The following is an 18,755-nucleotide window of genomic DNA, read 5'->3' as shown; positions in this document are numbered from 1 at the left end:
CTTTGCCAAAAAGCTAGGGATTTTTAGAGAAATCCTGAAAAAATATCTCATTTAAATTTTGGGCAAATGGTGAAATCAGAGAAATGTCTCCAAACATCTATGTTATTGTCTACAACAACTATCTATGAATAGTCGATCGATTTTTTCCTGAGTTTTATCTGGTAATTCTTATCACTGATCGTGGACTGATTTCGGGAGCAATAAATGTCTAAAATTAAGCTGATGCACGCTAAATTGCATCGGGTGCGGGTGACTGAGGCAAATATAGAATACATGGGCAGTGTCACCATTGACCGGGAATTAATTGAAAAAGTGGGGATTTTACCTTTAGAGGAGGTCTGCATTTGGAATGTGAACAATGGTCAGCGTTTGTCCACTTATGTGTTACCGGGAGAACCGGGCAGCGGTATGGTTTGTATTAATGGCGCGGCGGCTCATTTATGTAATCCTGGAGATGCGGTGATTATTGCCGCTTATCAAGAGTGCGATCGCGATGAAGTGCTGCTTCATGGACATACTGCCAGAGTGATTATTGCCGACGAACACAACCGCTGTCAAGAATTTCTTTATCAACAGCTAATTCCCGCCGAAGGTTACGTTGAATTTCGCTCTGCCCAGAGTGCGATCGCGCCAACCAATTGGGTGAATGGGCCGTTAAATCAGCCTCTTTCCGCAGATAATTAACAATTATTGATAGTTGATGGGTAGGGATTCTATGGTTGATAGTTGATAGTTGATGGTTGATGGGTAGAGATTCTATGGTTGATAGTTGATGGTTGATGGTTGATGGTTGATAGTTAATATACTTAATTATCAATTATCAATTATCAATTATCAATTGTTGGGATTTTAACAAATCTTCAGCCCAAAGCTTTTCTGCTTCTAATAATGGCGGTACAGGTGCTTGGGTATAATCGATCGCCATATCGTAACTTCCTGTATCGTAAATCTGATTCAACAATGCTTGTAAATCGATCCTTGGTTCACTATCTTCTGCCTTCAGGGGTAGAGGAAATGACGGAATTGGATCGGGCAAATTAAAACTATATAAATCGGCTTCTGGACGACAGTCGCTGCGACTAACTAAAATTCGATAGTGACTCTCAAGATTATTCCCATAAACCGGCATCGGTTCTCCCCGCCGCAATAAATCAATTTCCACTAAATGAGTGGCACTGCTGAATATTTTATTTCTTTTAATTTGATATTTTTCTCGTCCCTCCCCTGGGCGTTTATTCACCGGAGAAAGGATTTCAATGGCGGTGATTACTTCCTGGGTCGCTACTTCTCGGATTTCTAAATACCCTTGTTTAATGGTTTCGGGAACGGGAACTGCCACTTTTTGTAGCTTTGTGGGAGATGGGGCAACAGCCACATTACTTGCAGGCTGTTTGGCCGTTGTTTGAACCCTTTTCACCGCTAAATCTGGAATACCACATTGGTGCGTTACGCTACCGCTAACGCACCCTACAAGCGATCGCTCGTCAATATCTTCATACATTCTCACCTCAACCGCCACTCGATATTTAGGACGCAGTTGGGGTGCTAGAACCTGAGTTAACTGACCAATCAGTAATAAATGAATTCCCGGCCAGAGTTCTGGATGTTCCAGATATGGGTTCATTCCGGGAAAAGGATTATTCGGCATAACATTTTCTCCGTTGTTCTCTCCTCTATTTTACTTGTCCCCTTTACTTGTCTCCTTTACTTGTCCCCTTTACTTGTCCCCTTTACTTGTCCCCTTTACTTGTCCCCACAAAATTCCGCAAAAACTTTCCCCATCCCCAAATCATACAATATTTATACAATATGCCCTGGTGCTTAATCAGCGGTTGATAAGAATTTACACTTAACAGCCCAGGCTGGGCGGAAATGCCCGAAATCACCCCGGCTGGATCGACAGGGCTGAATCGACTGTCCGGGGTGGAATTTCTCGCTTGATGCAGAAATTTTATGTCAGCAGTTCCCAATTAGTCCCCAATTATTGATAAAATTACCACTCTGAGCAATAAGCCCGTGTTTTTCAGATTTCAGATTGACTCAAAACGAGTCTGAAGTGAACTAAACCTCCCTTGCGAATAAATTTCATTGAGATTAAATTTAACCCCATGATTCCCGTAACAGCCCCCTTGAATGTATTAAAAGCAAACCCTTTAGAGATTGTGAGAATCGCCAGCGATCGCCCATCCGCTGCCGAAATCACCAGCAATCATGGTGAAGATATCGTTTGGGGACTGACCCAAAACCCTAAATCGATACCCCCCAAATACTTTTACGACGATCGCGGGTCAGATTTATTTGAACAAATTTGTGAGTTGCCCGAATATTATCCCACTCGCACCGAAGCGGCAATTCTCGCCCAATATGCGGGGGAAATTGCCCAGATCACCGGGCCGAGTGAATTAGTAGAACTAGGTAGTGGCAGTTCCAGCAAAACTCGTCTATTATTAGACGCTTATCAAGGATTAGGACATCCATCAATGTATGTCCCCATTGATGTCAGTGGGGGCATTCTCGAAGCCAGTGCCAAACAGTTAGCGCAAGAATATCCGGGATTACACATTCGCGGTTTAGTCGGCACTTATGAACAAGCCCTGCTACATCTTCCTCCCACCAAATTTGCATCGCGAGTGATTATATTTTTGGGCAGCAGTTTAGGGAATTTTACTCCCGAAGAGTGCGATCGCTTTTTTGAAGAAATTCATATCGCTTTGCGAGAAGAAGATTACTTTTTATTGGGGGTTGACTTACAAAAACCGCATCATATTCTCGAACCCGCCTATAACGATGCCCAAGGAGTCACCGCCGAATTCAATCTGAATATGCTCTCCCATTTAAACTGGCGCTTTGGGGGGAATTTTAATCTAAATCTATTTAGCCATGAAGCCATTTACAATCAAGAAGCATCTCAGATTGAAATGTACTTAAATTGTCATAAATCTCATCAAGTTCGGCTGGAAAAACTGGACTTTACCGTTCAGTTTTCTGCCGGAGAAAGTATCTTAACGGAAATTTCTCGTAAATTTGATTTTGCCCACAAGCAAGAATATTTAAAAGACCGGGGACTAAAATTAGTCAAAGCTTGGACAGATCCCAAAGAATGGTTTGGTTTGTTGTTATGTCAAAAGTAAGGACAAGGCACTGCTCTGTTCTCAACTAAGTTAATTATTCTAGAAACCGGGTTGCTTTCTTTGTGGCTTTCTTTATTGCTTTCTTCGTGGCTTTCTTAGACCACAAAATATAGAGGCTACTGAAAGACAAACCCGGTGTCGCTCTGGAAGAGCGCAAAGCAGCTTTTCAGCTACAGTTTAGCGATAGGTTGCTATCGGAATTTGGCTCTGAATTTGGCTCTGAATTTGGCTCTGAATTTGGCTCTAACCCGCTGCGGTCAATTTTCCTTCTCTCTTGGGGCTACTTGACTTCGGCTTTCCCAGAAACCGGGTTTCTATAAGAGTTGTTGGTTGGTGGCAAAGGTTAACGTTAATTACCCGGTTTCTGTGACCCAGGTTTATGTATCCCAGGAACAAGAAACCGGGTTTCTGCGATAACTCTTGTCACCCAGCCAAAACTTAAATTAAGAAACCCGGTTTCTAACCGCTCCATAAGACTCATTAAAATTCCGCCAGAAAACCTGGGGGCAGCACCCCGCCACCACGGGGGTGCTGACTAATTTCCCCAGGGCGCAAGGGCAAGATGCCTCCGGCACGCTTTCGCGAACGCCCAGGCCGAAACCTTCATATTTGTTTACAAACCCTGGGGTAAATCGTTAAGCTTCATTACAAAATAAAACCTGATGTCTCGAAAGATGGTATGGTTCAAAGAAATATTGCCAATGCCGAGAATCTTTGGATGGAGAACACTTTGACTTCACAACTGAATCAACAAGCTGCTGGTTTGATGCGTGAAGATATCGGTGAGTATGTGGCTCACTTACAGCTTCACATGACTTTACAAGCCCGGAACTTGATTCCCACCTTAATTCAAACTAAAGATAGCCGAGAGCAGTTGTTACAACAGACTCAGGCGAACTTTGAAAAATATGTTTCTCGACAAGCTCTTTAAACCTGTTTAACCCAGTTCGGAGATTCTCTCTGAAAGCAATTATCCAATTTTTTTCTTAAGAATCAGGGCATTGATCGCGCTCTGATTTTTATTTTATCGGCGTTTGATTTCTGGGCGACTATCTAATGCGATCGGGAAAATAAGCCAAAATAAACCAAAATAAACCAAAATAAACCAAAATAAAATAGGGTGAGATTTCATCCCACCCCAACCAATTCTAATTTAATTTTTGTCGATATTTTTGTCGATATTTTTGTCGATACTTTTGTAGATATTTTTGTCGGTATTACCCGATATTTCAACTCACTTAGCTTTTCTGAGATTTCTTCATCCGTCGCAGGGCAGCCCCTCCCAGTCCAGCGGCAGCAACTAAGCCAGTAATCGGTTCGGGAACGTCTTTGGACTGTATGGCACCAGCAATCTTCACTTCATAATTGCCATTGTGCGACCAGGCATCTGTTTCTAATAAACCAGATTTTGTAGCGTTAAAGCTGTAAAGATAGTCGGTGGTATCACCATAGGTGTACTTGAGCACTTCACTGGCTTGGAAACCATCAACAAGATATGGCGCTAACCAGGCATATTGCGAATCTTGGGTATAGAAAGCTTTCAGATCGTAGTGACCAGCTAAACCAATGTTAATATCATTCTTGTCTTCGTAGATATATGAGATATTGGGGTCACTGGAGCCAGCAAATCCGCCGATTGAGTTGAATTTATCAAAAGCAAATTTACGAGTTTCGGCAGCGGTTAAAGCTACGTCAATCTTCTGCGTTTTTGGTCCAATTTTAACAGTTTGTTTAACCGATATCCCCTTGGTTTTAACAGTTTCGGTTGCTCCCTTGTCCCAAAATTCTGCAAACCACTCATTCGCCAAATTATTAGCACCATAGCTGGTGTCAATCTTTTTGTGATCCCAATCCCAGAACCAATCATTAAAATTTAAGCTGCTGAGAGTCAGGGTTTGCCCGCCAATTTTGCCACTGATGCTCGTGGTTTGCCCGGACATAAATGCAGTTAGACCGGATTGCTTTTCACTGCTGGCAAATAACTCAATGTTGCCACCAGGGTTGCTGCTATTTCCTTGTAAAATACTATCTAAACTGGCGCTTTGATTCAAATAGGTTTGACTACCATTGACATCATATTTGTAGTAGTCATTGCCGGAAATTGTAGCGCCAGTTAAACCAGCGGCGGTTGCCGGTAGAGTAATTGCTGCACTCATGCCAACTGCTACTGAGGCACCGATAAAAAGTTGTTCGCTAGTGGCAATAATTGGTTGGAATTTTTGATTCAGACCTTTCATTATTATCTCCCCTCGATCATTCTAGATGATTTATTTATTGATTTAAACGATTCAACTTTAGATGCACTCAATAGCAGTCAATTTATGTTTCTGTTGGTTTTTTGTGCAGAAATCATTTTTAACTCTGTAACCATCATCTCCTCATGGCCATAGGTTTGTCATCGGTGAGGGTACGGATAAAAATATGAAGTGTTGTTAAAGTTGAATGCCTGGAAACGAGCTCGATCTATTCAGGCAAAAGGGACATTTAAGGGGTTTATCCGTGAAATTACTGAGAGAATTATGAAGTGTTTTTAAAGTAAACAACCGGATTGTTAAACCATTGTTGTTTTTCTATGCGACTAGGGGTTCGTGAGTCTCTGGGTTGTTTGCAGGCAATCGATCGCGGGCAAAAAATGGTTAAACTGGTCATACCCTTGCTTTCTGGCAATCGTGGAAGCTGACCATAGGCGATATCCGCAACGCTCCGCTCTAATATTGACGATGCTCGATGACGATGCTCGATGACGATGCTCGATGGGAAAAAATTTTAGCCAGATATAAAGGAATATAAAGATTTATTAAGAAGAGTGCCGAATAAAAGAGTGCCGACTAAAACCAGTCAAATCAGGGAGCGATCGCCTCTGGGACATCGCCTTTGGGATGTGCTGTATTTGCTACAATTAAAATAATAAGTGCGATATACTTAAATCTAGGTGGATTTTTGAAGAAACGCCGATGCTTCGACCATAATTCAGCCGCCAATCCATAGAATTAATCTAGAGTTTAGCTGATTCACTCAAATAGGCTTAACGGCATAGAATTTTGATAATTTTTATAATTTTTTTGAATAAGTTTTCCCAGGAAGAACATAAAAATGAGTAAGCGCGATAATCCCATAGTTTTAATTCTCGCAATTCTAATCACAGGTGGTTTGATGATTGCCCTGGTGCAGTCAATGCGGGGCATATTTCAAACTGAGACGAACTCTGGTCAAAATAACAATCCTGTGGTCACAGGTCAACGGGATACAATTAACCGGGACAATTTAAAAATATTAGGAGATACCTTTAGTGGCTATAGTACATTTAGAAACCCAGAGTTTCAAGCAGCCCTGAAAGAAGCTGGATTAACTTTAACTTATCAAGATGAGTTCGATCAAGGGAAACGGGCTAATTTGTTGAACCAAGGACAAGCGGATTTATTAGTGACCACCCTGGATCAATTTATTAAACAACAGCCCAGAGGCAAAATTGTGGCTTTGCTTGATCGCACTGTGGGGGCAGATGCGGTGGTATTAAATACTCAAAAATATCCCCAACTCAAATCACTTTTAGACCTAAATCAATTGGTCAAAGAGGCGCGATCGCGAGGGGAAAAACTCAGCATTGCTTATGCGGGAGATACCCCCAGTGAATACTTAGCCTTAGTCCTCAGTACCAAATTCGATAACTTCAATTTATCCGACTTTAATATTAACACCGTCGCCGATGCTTCGGAAGCGTGGCAACTATTACAAGACCCGCAGCAAAATGTTGCCGTAGCGGTGCTTTGGGAACCATTCGTCACCCAAGCAAAACAACAAGGATATACTGTAGTTTTATCCAGTCAGGATGCCCCCACTGCCATTGTAGATGTGCTGGTTGCCTCCGATAATTTAATCCAATCTCAACCGGAAAAAATCTCTAATTTACTAGAAGTTTACTATCGTCGGATTGATGCGAATGTTAGAGAACCAGTGGCATTACTCAAGCAAATTGCTGAGGATGGTAATTTATCAGAAGAAGAAGCTACGGCTGTTTTAGATGGCATTGACTTTTTTACCGCCGTCGAAGCAAAAGAATGGATGACTAATGGCACCTTAGAAACGCGCATTGGTTCCACTGCTGCGGTTTTAGTTTTATCGGGAAAATTAAATAATGTTCCAGCTAATCCTAATCAATTATATAGTTCCCAATTAATCACTAAAGCTGCCGCAAATACGGAAACCTTAATTAGTTTAGTCCGGGCAGATAATCCCGAACTGGCAGATAAATTAGCTGGCAAAGGTACTATTACCGCTTCAGCGAATACCGTCACCGTTAATCAAGTAAAAAACGCCCCAGATATCGGTAATTTAACCGTGAGGGGGGAGGTAAAATTTGACGTAGGATCTAGTGATTTAACTTTGGACTCTGAGGCAACTTTGCAGAAATTAGGCCAAGAAATTGGCGAATTTAACCCGCAAACCGTAGCCGTCCGTATTATTGGTCATACCTCAAAAACTGGTTCCCCAGACTTCAATCAACAACTTAGCGAACAACGGGCTCAAGCGGTGGTGAATTATCTCCGCAGCTTGGGTTTAAAACATCAGTTAGTTGCGGAAGGCAAAGGGTTTTATTTGCCACTTTCGGGTATTCCCCCTGAAGACTCTCGTCAACAACGGACGGAAATTCGCCTAGTTAGAATTAATGAGTTAAATTAAATAAATGCGTAGGGGCAAAGCATTCGGTGGATAAATTATCGGTTATAACAGTGAATATATTTACCCGAATGCTTCGCCCTTATAAATGCGTAGGGGCAAAGCATTCGGTGGATAAATTATCGGTTATAACAGTGAATATATTTACCCGAATGCTTCGCCCTTATAAATGCGTAGGGGCAAAGCATTCGGTGGATAAATTATCGGTTATAACAGTTAATATACTTACCCGAATGCTTCGCCCAAATTGACATAACATGACAACAAAAACATTTATATATAAGGTAAAACACCATGATAAAACGTCGCCAATTTTTTGTTTATTCGGCGGGATTTTTATTCAGCTTAACCCTAGCCGTAAGCTGTGGATCTAGCCAAAATTCGCCCAACTCTGAATCCCCAATAACCAGCGATCGCCCTGTGGTTTTAGGATATAGTAGTTGGGCGGGCTGGTGGCCCTGGGCGATCGCGCAAGAAGAGGGAATATTTACGGCTAATGGCTTAAATGTTCAATTAAAATGGTTTGACGGCTATTTGGAATCATTACAAGCATTTAGTGCCGGTCAATTAGATGCAAATTGTCAAACTCTCAACGATACGATTGCCTTTGCCCCCAACTCAATTAATGGCCAAGTTGTAGTATTAGTCAACGACAACTCGGCGGGAAATGACAAAATAATTGTCGCTGAAAATATTAACACCATCCAAGACTTAAAAGGCAAAAAAGTGGCCTTAGAAGAAGGACTGGTTGACGATTTTTTACTTAGTTTAGCTTTACAAAAAAATGGAATGTCCCGCAAAGATATCCAAGTAGTGAACTTAGAAACTGGGGCAGCAGCAGCGGCATTTGCTGCGGGTCAAGTAGACGCAGTGGGAGCTTTTCCTCCGTTTTGGTTAACTGCACTTAAACGGAAAGGTAGTAAAGAATTGTTAAGTTCAGCGGAATTCCCTGGCGCCATTCCCGATCTATTAGTAGTCAGTCAAAAACTGGTGAATGAACGACCGGAGGTGGTGCAAGGACTGGTAAAAACTTGGTTTAATATTCGGGAGTTTATGCAAAAAAATTCCGAAAAAGCCGATGCAATTATGGCCAAACGAGCGAATGTCACTGTTGAGGAATTTCAACTGTTTAAACAAGGAACAAAATTCTTTACAGTGGAAGATAACCTAGAAGCTTTTGCCCCCGGAAATACGATGAAAAATATGCCTTATGCCGCCCAAGAGATGACTAATTTTATGTTAGAGGTTGGCTTAATTAAACAGGCAGCGGATTTGACTAAGCTTTTTGACGATCGCTTTATTAAGGCTTATGCTAATTCTCGTTCTTAGTTGTTAGTTATTAGTTATTGGTTGTTAGTTGTTGGTTGTTAGTTATTAGTTTCTTGGTGTTAGCTTAAGTTAAATAACAACTAACAACTAACAACTATATGACTTAAGCAACGAATCTATATATGGGGTATTGGTGCGTTACGCTTCGCTAACACACCCTACGGATAGTGTTTATCCGTAATTCCTGAACTACCAGCAAATTACAAAAAGTTATGAAAAAACCAGAATATCATCAATCTTTAAAACCCAGTATATTTTGGGGAATTGCTCAAAGTATCCCGAAATCCCTACATGGGGTATTGATCGCTATGGCGGTAATATTTCCGCTGGGTTTTTGGTGGTTAGCGGCTAATTTACCTGGGGTCGATTCGGTTTTTTTGCCCAGTCCATTGGAGGTAGGACAAGCTTTGATTCGTCTCTGGGAAAAAGGCTTTTTAACTCAGGATATTGCCGCTAGTTGTTTTCGGGTAGGAGTGGGTTTTTTATTAGCCGCGATCGCCTCTGTTCCTATTGGTATTTTAATGGGGGCTTTTGCCAGCATTCGAGCCATTATGGAACCGATCGCGGGCATTTTAAGATATATGCCTGCCGCTGCATTTATTCCCCTTTTAATTCTCTATTTAGGAATTGGGGAAGCGCCGAAAATTATGCTGATTTTTATTGGCACAGTTTTTTACAATACCTTAATGGTGATGGATGCGGTCAAGTTTGTTCCCAAAGAAATGATTGAAACTACCTATACTTTAGGAGGTAGTCGGAAACAAGTTTTATTGGAGGTGATTACCCCTTATATTTTCCCCAGCATTATTGATACATTCAGAATTAATATTGCGACTTCTTGGAATTTAGTGGTAGTCGCGGAACTGGTTGCCGCTGAGACTGGATTGGGGAAACGGATCCTGATTGCCCAAAAGTTTATGCAGACCGATGAAATTTTTGCCTGCTTGATAGTTTTAGGTCTGATTGGCTTGAGTCTAGATTTATCATTTCGTCTATTACTCAAGGTTTCTTGTCAATGGGTTAGTTAAAAATCACCCATTGTTGAATATCTCATTTTCGCCAATTTTAAAAAAGCACAAAAAACATGACAGTTTTAACAGTATCTCACGTTTATCAAAAATTTGTCAAACGGCAAGATTCTCTCTTGGTTTTGAAAGATATTAATTTATTCATAGAAACTGGGGAATTTGTCTGTGTGGTTGGCCCTTCGGGTTGTGGAAAATCAACCTTTTTAAGACTGGTTGCCGGTTTGGAAATACCCACTGCTGGGCATATTTTGGTGGAACAATTGCCGGTGACTGGGCCGGGTTCCGATCGCGGCATGGTTTTTCAAAGTTATACTCTTTATCCTTGGATGAATATCGCCGATAATGTGGGGTTTGGATTGAAATTACAAGGACTACCTAAGACCGAACGGCGCGATCGCATTTCTTATTATTTGGATATGGTCGGTTTGTCTGAGTTTGCCCATGCTTATCCCAAGGAATTATCCGGGGGAATGAAGCAACGAGTAGCGATCGCGCGGGCTTTAGCTTGTCACCCGAAAATCCTGCTTTTGGATGAACCATTTGGGGCGTTGGATATCCAAACTAAAGAAATTTTGCAACAATTTTTGCTGCAAATTTGGCGACAAACGGGGATTACCATTTTAATGATTACCCATGATATCGAGGAAGCGGTGTTTCTTTCCCAGCGAATATATGTTCTCACCGCCCGACCGGGGACAATTCAACAAGAATTTCCGATTAACTTACCCGGCGATCGCCCATATCGAATTAAGCGACAATCAAAATTTCAACAGTATAAAAATGAAATCGCTGATTGTTTGATGAGTAACGCCCAAGAAGCTTTGTTTTTTGGCGATCGATAGTTAGGGTTCATTAATTGCCAACAATTAGTAGGGTGGGCATTGCCCACCCTACTAATTGTTATTTTTCCTTGCTAATTGTCAGCGGGCGAAATATCTCTAGATTTACGCGAACTAACTGATACGGCGTGATTTCATAAAAGGCTTTATAGTGAGGCGATCGCAACCCCGCCCCATTGAGTTTATTCGGCCAGCCGACGATTAATACTGAGGTGGGAGTTACTGCTTTTTTCCCTTTAGCTTTTAAGTAATTCAAGGCGTCGGTAGACCGGCGAAAAAATGTCACCGGCTGATGACTATAAAAAACTAAACTTGGTTTTTCAAAGGCAATCATCACGATTTCTTCTTCGGGCTGCCTAATCTCTTTTACAATAGCCGCGATTTCTCGGACAGGTTGCTGTCTTTCTGCATTAAATATCAGCAAAGTGGGCATCAGGGCAAAGATGAAAAATGCCAAAAAGCCGATAAAATTAATCGCCCACAGTCCATAACCGGGTAAAAGCCCCTGTCCTGCTGAAACCGATGTTTTTTGTTTTTTTAATTGCTGTAAAGTAGCAGCAATTATCTGATTTGAAAATAGCAAAAATAAGCCAATAATCAAGGCGATCGCACCTAAAATAATTGCTCCTACAGTTGGGACTCCTGATGCTTGTAAAGCTTGCGGAAAATTGGGCATCGCTGGGTCAGTATTCAGGAAACTGTAAACCCAGAAACAAGCAAGGGCTAACAGCAGCCAAAATACTAAATTAATCCAACCATTAATTAGAATAGATTTGGGAAAAGCTAACTTTTCTGAAGACTCACTAACTTTATTATCCGGGTAATTTGTAGTGAACAACAAAGCGACTAAAATGGCTGCCGCAGGCATTAAAGGCAAGACATAACTAGGCAGTTTTGTCGCCGCAACGGTAAAGAAACCAAAAATCGCCACAAACCAACAAAGGGCAAATAAACCTAACTGTTGAATGCGGGGTTGTCGCTGCCAATAATTTCTTTGCCACCACTTCAAACGGGCGATCGCTAAGGGTAAATATAATGACCAAGGGGCAAATCCAAGTAACACAACTATAAAGTAAAAATACCACGGAGCACTATGTCGATTGACCACATTGGTAAATCTTTCAAAGTTATGATAACCAAAAAAACTGTCGATATATTCTTGTCCATTTGCCCAGGTGACTAAAATATACCAAGGCAGGGTAATGAATAAAATAATCAGCAGTCCTCGAATCGCTTGCATCTCGGCTAAAACTGACTTAAACTGACCGAGATAGAGTAAAAATAAACTAATAATAAGTCCGGGTAAGACAATTCCCACCGGACCTTTGGCTAAAATCCCTAAAGCAATTAAAATATAAAAGGCTAAATACCATAAATTTACCTCTGACTTTTCGGGTTTATTCTCATGGTGAATAGTTGCCGGTTTTGTTTCTGCATATCCCAGGAAAAATGCTAATAAAGCACCGCCCATACAGCCCGTGAGCAGCATATCAGAAACACCGCTACGACCCCAGGCAATAGTTTCTAGATTAAAAGCCAGCATTCCTGACCCGAAAAAGGGTAAAATTTTCTGGAAAAACCTGGCTTTATTCTCAGAATTAGCAAATTTATTTAGGGTATAAAATAGTAGAATAATTAGCCCGATCGCTGATAAAGCAGAGGGCAACCTTACCGCCCATTCGTTCACCCCAATTAACAGATAGGCGATCGCTTGTAACCAGTAAATTAATGGCGGCTTATCAAACCGGGTTTGCTCATTAAAATAAGGAGTAATCCAATCCCCCCGGACAATCATTTGGCGAGAGGCTTCAGCAAATAATGGTTCAGTTTCATCAATTAAGTTAATCGCCCCTAAATTCCATAAAAAAGCGATCGCCCCAATCACAGTTAACCAGATTATTGCTAAAATTAATCCGATATTTTTTTTGTGTTTAACCATACTTATTTTAGAAATTACTTCAGATAGTAGGGTGGGCAATGCCCACCATGACCTTTAATTTTATCATACCAAATACGGTTGCCATAGTAATCTTAGGTTGGGTTCACCGTCCACGAAACCCAACGGACAAATTTAGAATAGATGCGCTACTACTATTTTAAAGCGGACTACAGCTTGTTCACGAGTAGGGGCGAATGGCCATTCGCCCCTACTTAACACATTGTCCTCACCCTAAATTTTTCCCCCAAAAAGGGAGAGGGACTTTGAGATTCGATAGAATTATTTCTGAGCAGGCTGTATCTCTGGATGCCATAAATATAGTATAATATAGGTGAATTGAATTTAGGTCAATGCTGGAATCGCCAATTATGCAAAACACTCGTCTAAATACACTGGTAGATGTAACTTTAAATCGCTTAGATGAATGGTTAAAGAATCCCTGGCGCCGAACTTCTATACAATTATTGGCGTTTTTATTGGGTTTTATCGCCGGACAATTTATTGCCAGTATCGCCGGTCAAAGGGCAAATTTGGATGTAACAATGGCGGCGGTTTTCTTGATTATTATTGAAAGCTATAGTCGGTTGATTTATCGGTCTAACAGCGAATGGACTAAATCTTTATTTTTGCAAACCATAAACTGGTTTAAAATTGGTGTTATGTATTGTTTATTTTTGGAGGCTTTTAAACTTGCATCTTGAGAAAGTGGGGTCACAAATTCTGCAAAATTGGGCGACCCTGGGACGCCGCCCCAACCCGGAAGAATGGCAACAGCTAGAAGCCTGGGAATTGCAGGATGAAAAACGTTGTTTAGGGTTGGGAATCGATCCAGAAAATATTACGGAACTGCTTCAGCAGCGATCGCATTTATTTGAGGCAGTGGTGGGAGAAGTTGGCCATATTCTTGGCTATTTGCCCGTGACTACTTTATGGTATTTGTGGATTCCTTTGGCTATGCAATTAGCGGCAAAGCAAAAAATATTAAACCGTCCCTTAATTCAAGGCATTTTAGGCGGTCAGGGGACGGGCAAAACCACAATGGGCAAAATGCTGAGTTTGATTCTCCGTGAATTAGGCAATCGCACCTTAAGTTTATCCATTGATGACCTATATAAAACTTATGCAGAACGGCAAAAATTGCGGGAATTAGACCCCCGATTAATTTGGCGTGGCCCCCCAGGAACCCACGATGTAGAATTGGGTTTGCAAGTGCTGGATAAACTGCGTCAGCAACCTTTAAAATTAGAAACAAATTCGCCAAATTTTATAGAGATTCCTCGGTTTGATAAGTCAGCTTATCAAGGGGCAGGCGATCGCACCACTCCTGAAAAAATTGATGGTGCAGAAATTATTTTATTTGAGGGTTGGTTTGTGGGAGTTCGTCCCGTAGAGGGCGATATTTGGCACAATGCCCCGTGGCCAATTATTACAGAAAGCGATCGCCTTTTTGCCCAAGATAATAATCAAAGACTACGAGAATATTTACCTCTTTGGCAGCGGTTAGATAGTTTAATTGTCCTCTACCCGGTGGATTATCGCTTAAGTTTAGCATGGCGAAAACAGGCCGAACATGAGATGATTGCCAGCGGTAAATCGGGGATGAGTGATGCAGAAATTGAACAATTTGTTTACTATTTTTGGCAAGCCTTACATCCAGAGTTATTTATTGAACCCTTAATCAAAAATCCGCAATGGGTGGATTTAGTCATTACCATTAATCGCGATCGATCCATCGGGCAAATTTATTCTCCGAAACCGGGTTTCTTTGCTTAACCTTTGCCACCCAAACCCAGAAACCGGGTTTCTTTGGTCAACCTTTGCCACCCAACCCCAGAAACCGGGTTTCTTCAGATAACCTTTGCCACCAACAAACCAATGTCATAGAAACCCGGTTTCTTGCCCCGGTTTCTTCTTCTCCGAAACCGGGTTTCTTGCGACAACCTTTCCCACCCAACCAACATTAAAATAGAAACCCGGTTTCTTACAGCGTTTTTTAAATGAATAAACCACATTAACCGCCAGGGAATAAATTCCCTGGCTAATAGCGCAAGTCGGTTAAAACCGACTGAACTTTTCATCGCTACAAGCATGATTAGTCGGTTTTAACCGACTTACGCTATGAGGCGGGGATTTTAATCCCCGACGGGTGTGGTTTACGCAGTCAACCTTTGCCACCCAACCCACATTAAAATAGAAACCCGATTTCTTTGCATGAACTCCCCACACCTCCCCACACCTCGATGGCGGCCTCCCACACCTCGATGGCGGCCTCCCACACTCCCCACACCTCCTCACTCCTCCATATCCGCCATAATCGCCAAACTCCCTGCTGACAACTCCCCTTAACGATTCTCACTCACCACCTGCTGCAAAAACCGCAAATAATTCCGCCAAACAGTTTGAGTAAGAGGATGATTTTTTCTCAGTCCTGACACCAGAAAGGCATTAAATAATATTGACTACCGATGGATGTCTCGACGTGATAGCCATGACCAGAAAAATAAATCACTACTGTAGCGTCTGGGTTGCTGGTCTGGGCTAAATTATCTAATCCAGAGAGAATATTTTCGCGAATTGCGGCTTCGCTGACTAATAAATTGACTTGGTTTGTAGGATAGGCACATCGTCCCTCGTCTTTGAGAATGTTCGCCAAACCTTTGGCATCATCGATGGTATTCGGTAAATCTCCGCCCACCCCCACCACGAGGGCAAAACCTTGCTGGAAAATTGCTGTCATTGTCTTTTGCTCCATCACACCTTATATATATAGTGTCATTTTTTTCTGATATTGCCTACAACTATTCAGAAACCGGGTTTCTTTGCTTAACCTTTGCCACCCACCCCCAGAAACCGGGTTTCTTCAGATAACCTTTGCCACCAACCCCAGAAACCGGGTTTCTTTAGACCATCGAAAGCCACCAACAAACAAATGTCATAGAAACCCGGTTTCTTGCCCCGGTTTCTTCCCCCGGTTTCTTTGCGTCATGGGCAACGGATGGGCAATTGGCAACGGATGGGCAACGGATGCGCGATCGCCTTTCTTGGCCGATCGCCAAAACTAGAAAAATATTGATTTCTCGGCTATCATAAAAAATATAACTTACCCAATATGATGAGAGAAACAACCTTTGCGGACATATTGGAAGCCTGCGATCGCCTTCCCCTAGAAGACCAAGAAAATCTGATTAATATTTTACAAATTTACAAAATCGGAAATGGTAAAAAAACCAGCTAAATGAAAATATTCAAAAAAACAGAAAATAATTTATTCTTTATGTTAATAGACAAAATTATCCAAGAACTAGAAGATATTCCCGCAGAAAATCTCACAGAAATTTATGATTTTATTCATAACTTCCGTTTAAGATTAAACTCAGAGAATCCCCAAACACTTACGGTAAGCGAAGTCGAACCGCGTACCCCTGGAATCCTTCCAGGAAAACTGGGAGATGCGTTTTTTGAACCCCTACCAGAAGAAAAAATATAACTTACCCAATATGATGAGAGAAACAACCTTTGCGGACATATTGGAAGCCTGCGATCGCCTTCCCCTAGAAGACCAAGAAAATCTGATTAATATTTTACAAAATCGGATTAGAGAACAGCGCCGATCCGAGAAAGTAAAAGATGTTCAAGAAGCACAAAAAGAATTTGCTGAAGGAAAGTGTCAACCTGTGACCCCCTAACAACTGATGGAGGAAATTCTATCGTGACATTTGTCTTATTGCGATTTAACCGAGAATTCAGAAACCGGGTTTCTTGCGACAAACTTTGCGGAAAACCCACATTAAAATAGAAACCCGGTTTCTTCTTCTCCGAAACCGGGTTTCTTGCGACAACCTTTGCCACCAACCCCAGAAACCGGGTTTCTTGCGTCAAACTTTGCCACCCAACCCCAGAAACCGGGTTTCTTTAGACCATCGAAAGCCACCAACAAACAAATGTCATAGAAACCCGGTTTCTTGCCCCGGTTTCTTGCCCCGGTTTCTTATTTGCCGAAGTCAAACAACCCAAAAACCCCGCCCCCAGAAACCGGGTTTCTTGCCCCGGTTTCTTTGCCTAATTTACAGTACCATGAAATAACCCCTTGCATCTTCCCTCATCAATCAGGCAATATACCCGTGAATCAACCATCAGTTAATCCCCCCCAAGGATGCCCACAAATTCCTGAAACAATTCAATTAAGAAATTACCAAAAACAAGCGGTTGCCAGTTGGTTTGCTAACCAGGGTCGTGGCACTTTAAAAATGGCCACCGGCAGCGGCAAAACCATCACCGCATTAGCGATCGCCACCGAACTTTATCACAAAATTGGCTTGCAAGTATTGCTAGTCATTTGCCCTTACCGACATTTAGTCACCCAATGGGCAAGAGAATGTGAAAGATTTAATCTTCAGCCGGTGCTTGCCTTTGAAAGCGTTTACGAATGGCAGAGTTTACTTTCCAGTCAATTATACAATATTCGGGCGGGAAATCAAGCTTTTTTGACAGTCGTCACCACCAACTCAACCCTAATCAAAGATAGCTTTCAATCTCAACTAAAATACTTTCCCGAAAAAACCCTAATTGTCGGCGATGAAGCCCATAACTTAGGCAGTTTACGCTTAGAAGAAAGTTTACCCCGTAACCTAGGTTTACGTCTAGCACTTTCCGCCACTCCTGAACGCCATTTTGACGAAATTGGCACTCAAGCAATTTTTGACTATTTTGGCTCAATATTGCAACCAGAATTAAACTTAGCGGATGCCATTCGCCTCGGCGCCCTAGTTCATTATCTTTATTATCCAACTTTAGTCCAACTCACGGAAGAAGAAAGCATCACTTATCACAAATTAACTACCAGAATTGGCTGGGCTTTAAGTAAAAATTCCGATCTCGATCTTGATGATAATGAATTAGTCAGTAATTTATTAATCCAAAGAGCGAGATTAATTGGTAATGCCCAAAATAAGTTAACCGCTTTAAGAGAAATTATGTCTAATCGCCTGCATACTAGCCATACGTTATTTTATTGTGGCGAAGGTTCTAGTCAATCTCTGGATAGTGAAAGCCAGCGTCAAATTACTGCCGTTTGCCGAATTTTGGGATTAGAACTAGGCTATAGAATTAATACATATACGGCAGAAAATCCCATTGAACAACGAGAGGAATTACGGCGACAATTTGAAACGGGAGAACTGCAAGGATTAGTAGCCATTCGCTGTCTGGATGAAGGGGTGGATATTCCGGCAATTCGCACCGCCGTAATTCTTGCCAGTAGCACAAATCCCCGACAATTTATTCAACGACGGGGCAGAATTTTACGCCCTTATCCGGGGAAAGAATATGCAACTTTATTTGATACCATTGTCACTCCAGCAAATTTAAATCGTGATGCCTTAGAAGTTGAAAGAAATTTATTACGCAAAGAGTTAAAACGGTTCTTAGAATTTGCTAATTTAGCGGATAACGCGGTGGAAGCTTGCGCCACCTTGCGAAAAGTTGAAGCCAAGTATGGGTTGTGACATGGGGCTTCTGGGCTTCTGGGGTGTGGGGTGTAGGGTGTAGGGTGTAGGGTGTAGGGTGTAGGGGGAAGCCGCCGTCGTGTAGGGTCTGGGGTGTAGGGTGTAGGGAAGAGGGAATAGTGAATAGTGAATAGTGAATAGTGAATAGTGAATAGTGAATAGTGAATAGTGATATTTCTTTTGTACGGGCGTCCTTGCGAAGCATAATCCGTCAGGCTATATGGCCATTCGCCCCTACGACTTTTGTACGGGCGAATGGCCATATAGCCCCTACGAATGCATCACTTTCTTCCCCCAGACCCCACACC

The 18,755-nt window shown here is 41.9% G+C and carries 18 protein-coding genes; 14 read left to right on the top strand and 4 right to left on the bottom strand.

What is annotated here, in order from left to right:
• Window positions 1-204 precede the first annotated feature (204 nt).
• A complete protein-coding gene (gene panD / locus ABWT76_RS19970; RefSeq protein ID WP_054465274.1) occupies window positions 205-684 on the top strand; it encodes an aspartate 1-decarboxylase in 480 nt (159 codons plus the stop codon).
• A gap of 136 nt (window positions 685-820) precedes the next feature.
• Here panD and ABWT76_RS19965 read toward each other — a convergent pair whose 3' ends face one another.
• Window positions 821-1,648, bottom strand: a complete 828-nt coding sequence (locus tag ABWT76_RS19965; RefSeq protein ID WP_190877278.1) for a DUF4058 family protein — start codon at window positions 1,646-1,648, stop codon at window positions 821-823.
• A gap of 460 nt (window positions 1,649-2,108) precedes the next feature.
• Between ABWT76_RS19965 and egtD the strand changes: the two genes are divergently transcribed.
• Both egtD and ABWT76_RS19955 read left to right on the top strand, forming a co-directional pair.
• Window positions 2,109-3,131 carry an L-histidine N(alpha)-methyltransferase gene (egtD, locus tag ABWT76_RS19960; protein WP_190877276.1) on the top strand — a complete coding sequence of 341 codons (1,023 nt, stop codon included), beginning with the start codon at window positions 2,109-2,111 and terminating at the stop codon, window positions 3,129-3,131.
• A gap of 679 nt (window positions 3,132-3,810) precedes the next feature.
• Entirely contained in the window at window positions 3,811-4,062 is a 252-nt protein-coding gene (locus ABWT76_RS19955) for a hypothetical protein (protein WP_322096541.1), read from the top strand.
• A 307-nt stretch (window positions 4,063-4,369) separates the two neighbouring features.
• On the opposite strand, the gene ABWT76_RS19950 is transcribed toward ABWT76_RS19955, so the two are convergent.
• Entirely contained in the window at window positions 4,370-5,368 is a 999-nt protein-coding gene (locus ABWT76_RS19950) for an NF038130 family PEP-CTERM protein (RefSeq protein WP_054465277.1), read from the bottom strand.
• Window positions 5,369-6,224: 856 nt separating this feature from the next.
• Between ABWT76_RS19950 and ABWT76_RS19945 the strand changes: the two genes are divergently transcribed.
• The 4 genes from ABWT76_RS19945 (at window position 6,225) to ABWT76_RS19930 (ending at window position 11,007) form a co-directional block, all read left to right on the top strand.
• A complete protein-coding gene (locus tag ABWT76_RS19945) occupies window positions 6,225-7,811 on the top strand; it encodes a phosphate ABC transporter substrate-binding/OmpA family protein (protein WP_354634849.1) in 1,587 nt (528 codons plus the stop codon).
• Window positions 7,812-8,102: 291 nt separating this feature from the next.
• Window positions 8,103-9,137, top strand: a complete 1,035-nt coding sequence (locus ABWT76_RS19940) for an ABC transporter substrate-binding protein (protein WP_354634848.1) — start codon at window positions 8,103-8,105, stop codon at window positions 9,135-9,137.
• Window positions 9,138-9,349: 212 nt separating this feature from the next.
• The gene (locus ABWT76_RS19935; protein WP_054465279.1) at window positions 9,350-10,165 is read left to right on the top strand and encodes an ABC transporter permease; all 816 of its coding nucleotides are present in this window, start codon (window positions 9,350-9,352) and stop codon (window positions 10,163-10,165) included.
• Between the two features lie 56 nt (window positions 10,166-10,221).
• Complete coding sequence (locus tag ABWT76_RS19930) at window positions 10,222-11,007, top strand: ABC transporter ATP-binding protein (RefSeq protein WP_354634847.1); 786 nt, start codon at window positions 10,222-10,224, stop codon at window positions 11,005-11,007.
• A 58-nt stretch (window positions 11,008-11,065) separates the two neighbouring features.
• Here ABWT76_RS19930 and ABWT76_RS19925 read toward each other — a convergent pair whose 3' ends face one another.
• Window positions 11,066-12,943: a glycosyltransferase family 39 protein gene (locus ABWT76_RS19925; protein WP_354634846.1), complete on the bottom strand. Its 1,878-nt coding sequence runs from the start codon at window positions 12,941-12,943 to the stop codon at window positions 11,066-11,068.
• Window positions 12,944-13,311: 368 nt separating this feature from the next.
• On the opposite strand from ABWT76_RS19925, the gene ABWT76_RS19920 reads away from it, so the two are divergent.
• Both ABWT76_RS19920 and ABWT76_RS19915 read left to right on the top strand, forming a co-directional pair.
• Window positions 13,312-13,644, top strand: a complete 333-nt coding sequence (locus tag ABWT76_RS19920) for a DUF565 domain-containing protein (RefSeq protein WP_054465282.1) — start codon at window positions 13,312-13,314, stop codon at window positions 13,642-13,644.
• Between the two features lie 4 nt (window positions 13,645-13,648).
• A complete protein-coding gene (locus ABWT76_RS19915) occupies window positions 13,649-14,716 on the top strand; it encodes a glycerate kinase (RefSeq protein WP_354634845.1) in 1,068 nt (355 codons plus the stop codon).
• Window positions 14,717-15,365: 649 nt separating this feature from the next.
• Here ABWT76_RS19915 and ABWT76_RS19910 read toward each other — a convergent pair.
• Window positions 15,366-15,680, bottom strand: coding sequence for a caspase family protein (locus ABWT76_RS19910; protein ID WP_190877268.1), 315 nt, complete (start codon window positions 15,678-15,680; stop codon window positions 15,366-15,368).
• 82 nt (window positions 15,681-15,762) lie between these two features.
• On the opposite strand from ABWT76_RS19910, the gene ABWT76_RS19905 reads away from it, so the two are divergent.
• The 5 genes from ABWT76_RS19905 to ABWT76_RS19885 all read left to right on the top strand — a co-directional run bounded on the left by ABWT76_RS19905 (window position 15,763) and on the right by ABWT76_RS19885 (window position 18,447).
• Window positions 15,763-16,005 carry a hypothetical protein gene (locus ABWT76_RS19905; protein ID WP_156331580.1) on the top strand — a complete coding sequence of 81 codons (243 nt, stop codon included), beginning with the start codon at window positions 15,763-15,765 and terminating at the stop codon, window positions 16,003-16,005.
• Window positions 16,006-16,052: 47 nt separating this feature from the next.
• A complete protein-coding gene (locus ABWT76_RS19900) occupies window positions 16,053-16,178 on the top strand; it encodes a hypothetical protein (RefSeq protein WP_255353158.1) in 126 nt (41 codons plus the stop codon).
• Window positions 16,179-16,430 (top strand): hypothetical protein, encoded by a 252-nt coding sequence (locus ABWT76_RS19895; RefSeq protein WP_354634843.1) that lies wholly within the window; start codon window positions 16,179-16,181, stop codon window positions 16,428-16,430.
• A gap of 10 nt (window positions 16,431-16,440) precedes the next feature.
• A complete protein-coding gene (locus ABWT76_RS19890; protein ID WP_354634842.1) occupies window positions 16,441-16,629 on the top strand; it encodes a hypothetical protein in 189 nt (62 codons plus the stop codon).
• A 435-nt stretch (window positions 16,630-17,064) separates the two neighbouring features.
• Window positions 17,065-18,447 carry a DNA phosphorothioation system restriction enzyme gene (locus ABWT76_RS19885; RefSeq protein WP_197285233.1) on the top strand — a complete coding sequence of 461 codons (1,383 nt, stop codon included), beginning with the start codon at window positions 17,065-17,067 and terminating at the stop codon, window positions 18,445-18,447.
• Window positions 18,448-18,755 lie beyond the last annotated feature (308 nt).

This window comes from Planktothricoides raciborskii GIHE-MW2 (genome assembly GCF_040564635.1).
In the GTDB taxonomy this organism is placed as follows: domain Bacteria; phylum Cyanobacteriota; class Cyanobacteriia; order Cyanobacteriales; family Laspinemataceae; genus Planktothricoides; species Planktothricoides raciborskii.
Note: the sequence above shows the minus strand (reverse complement) of the source record. Positions and strands in the feature narration are given on the sequence as shown.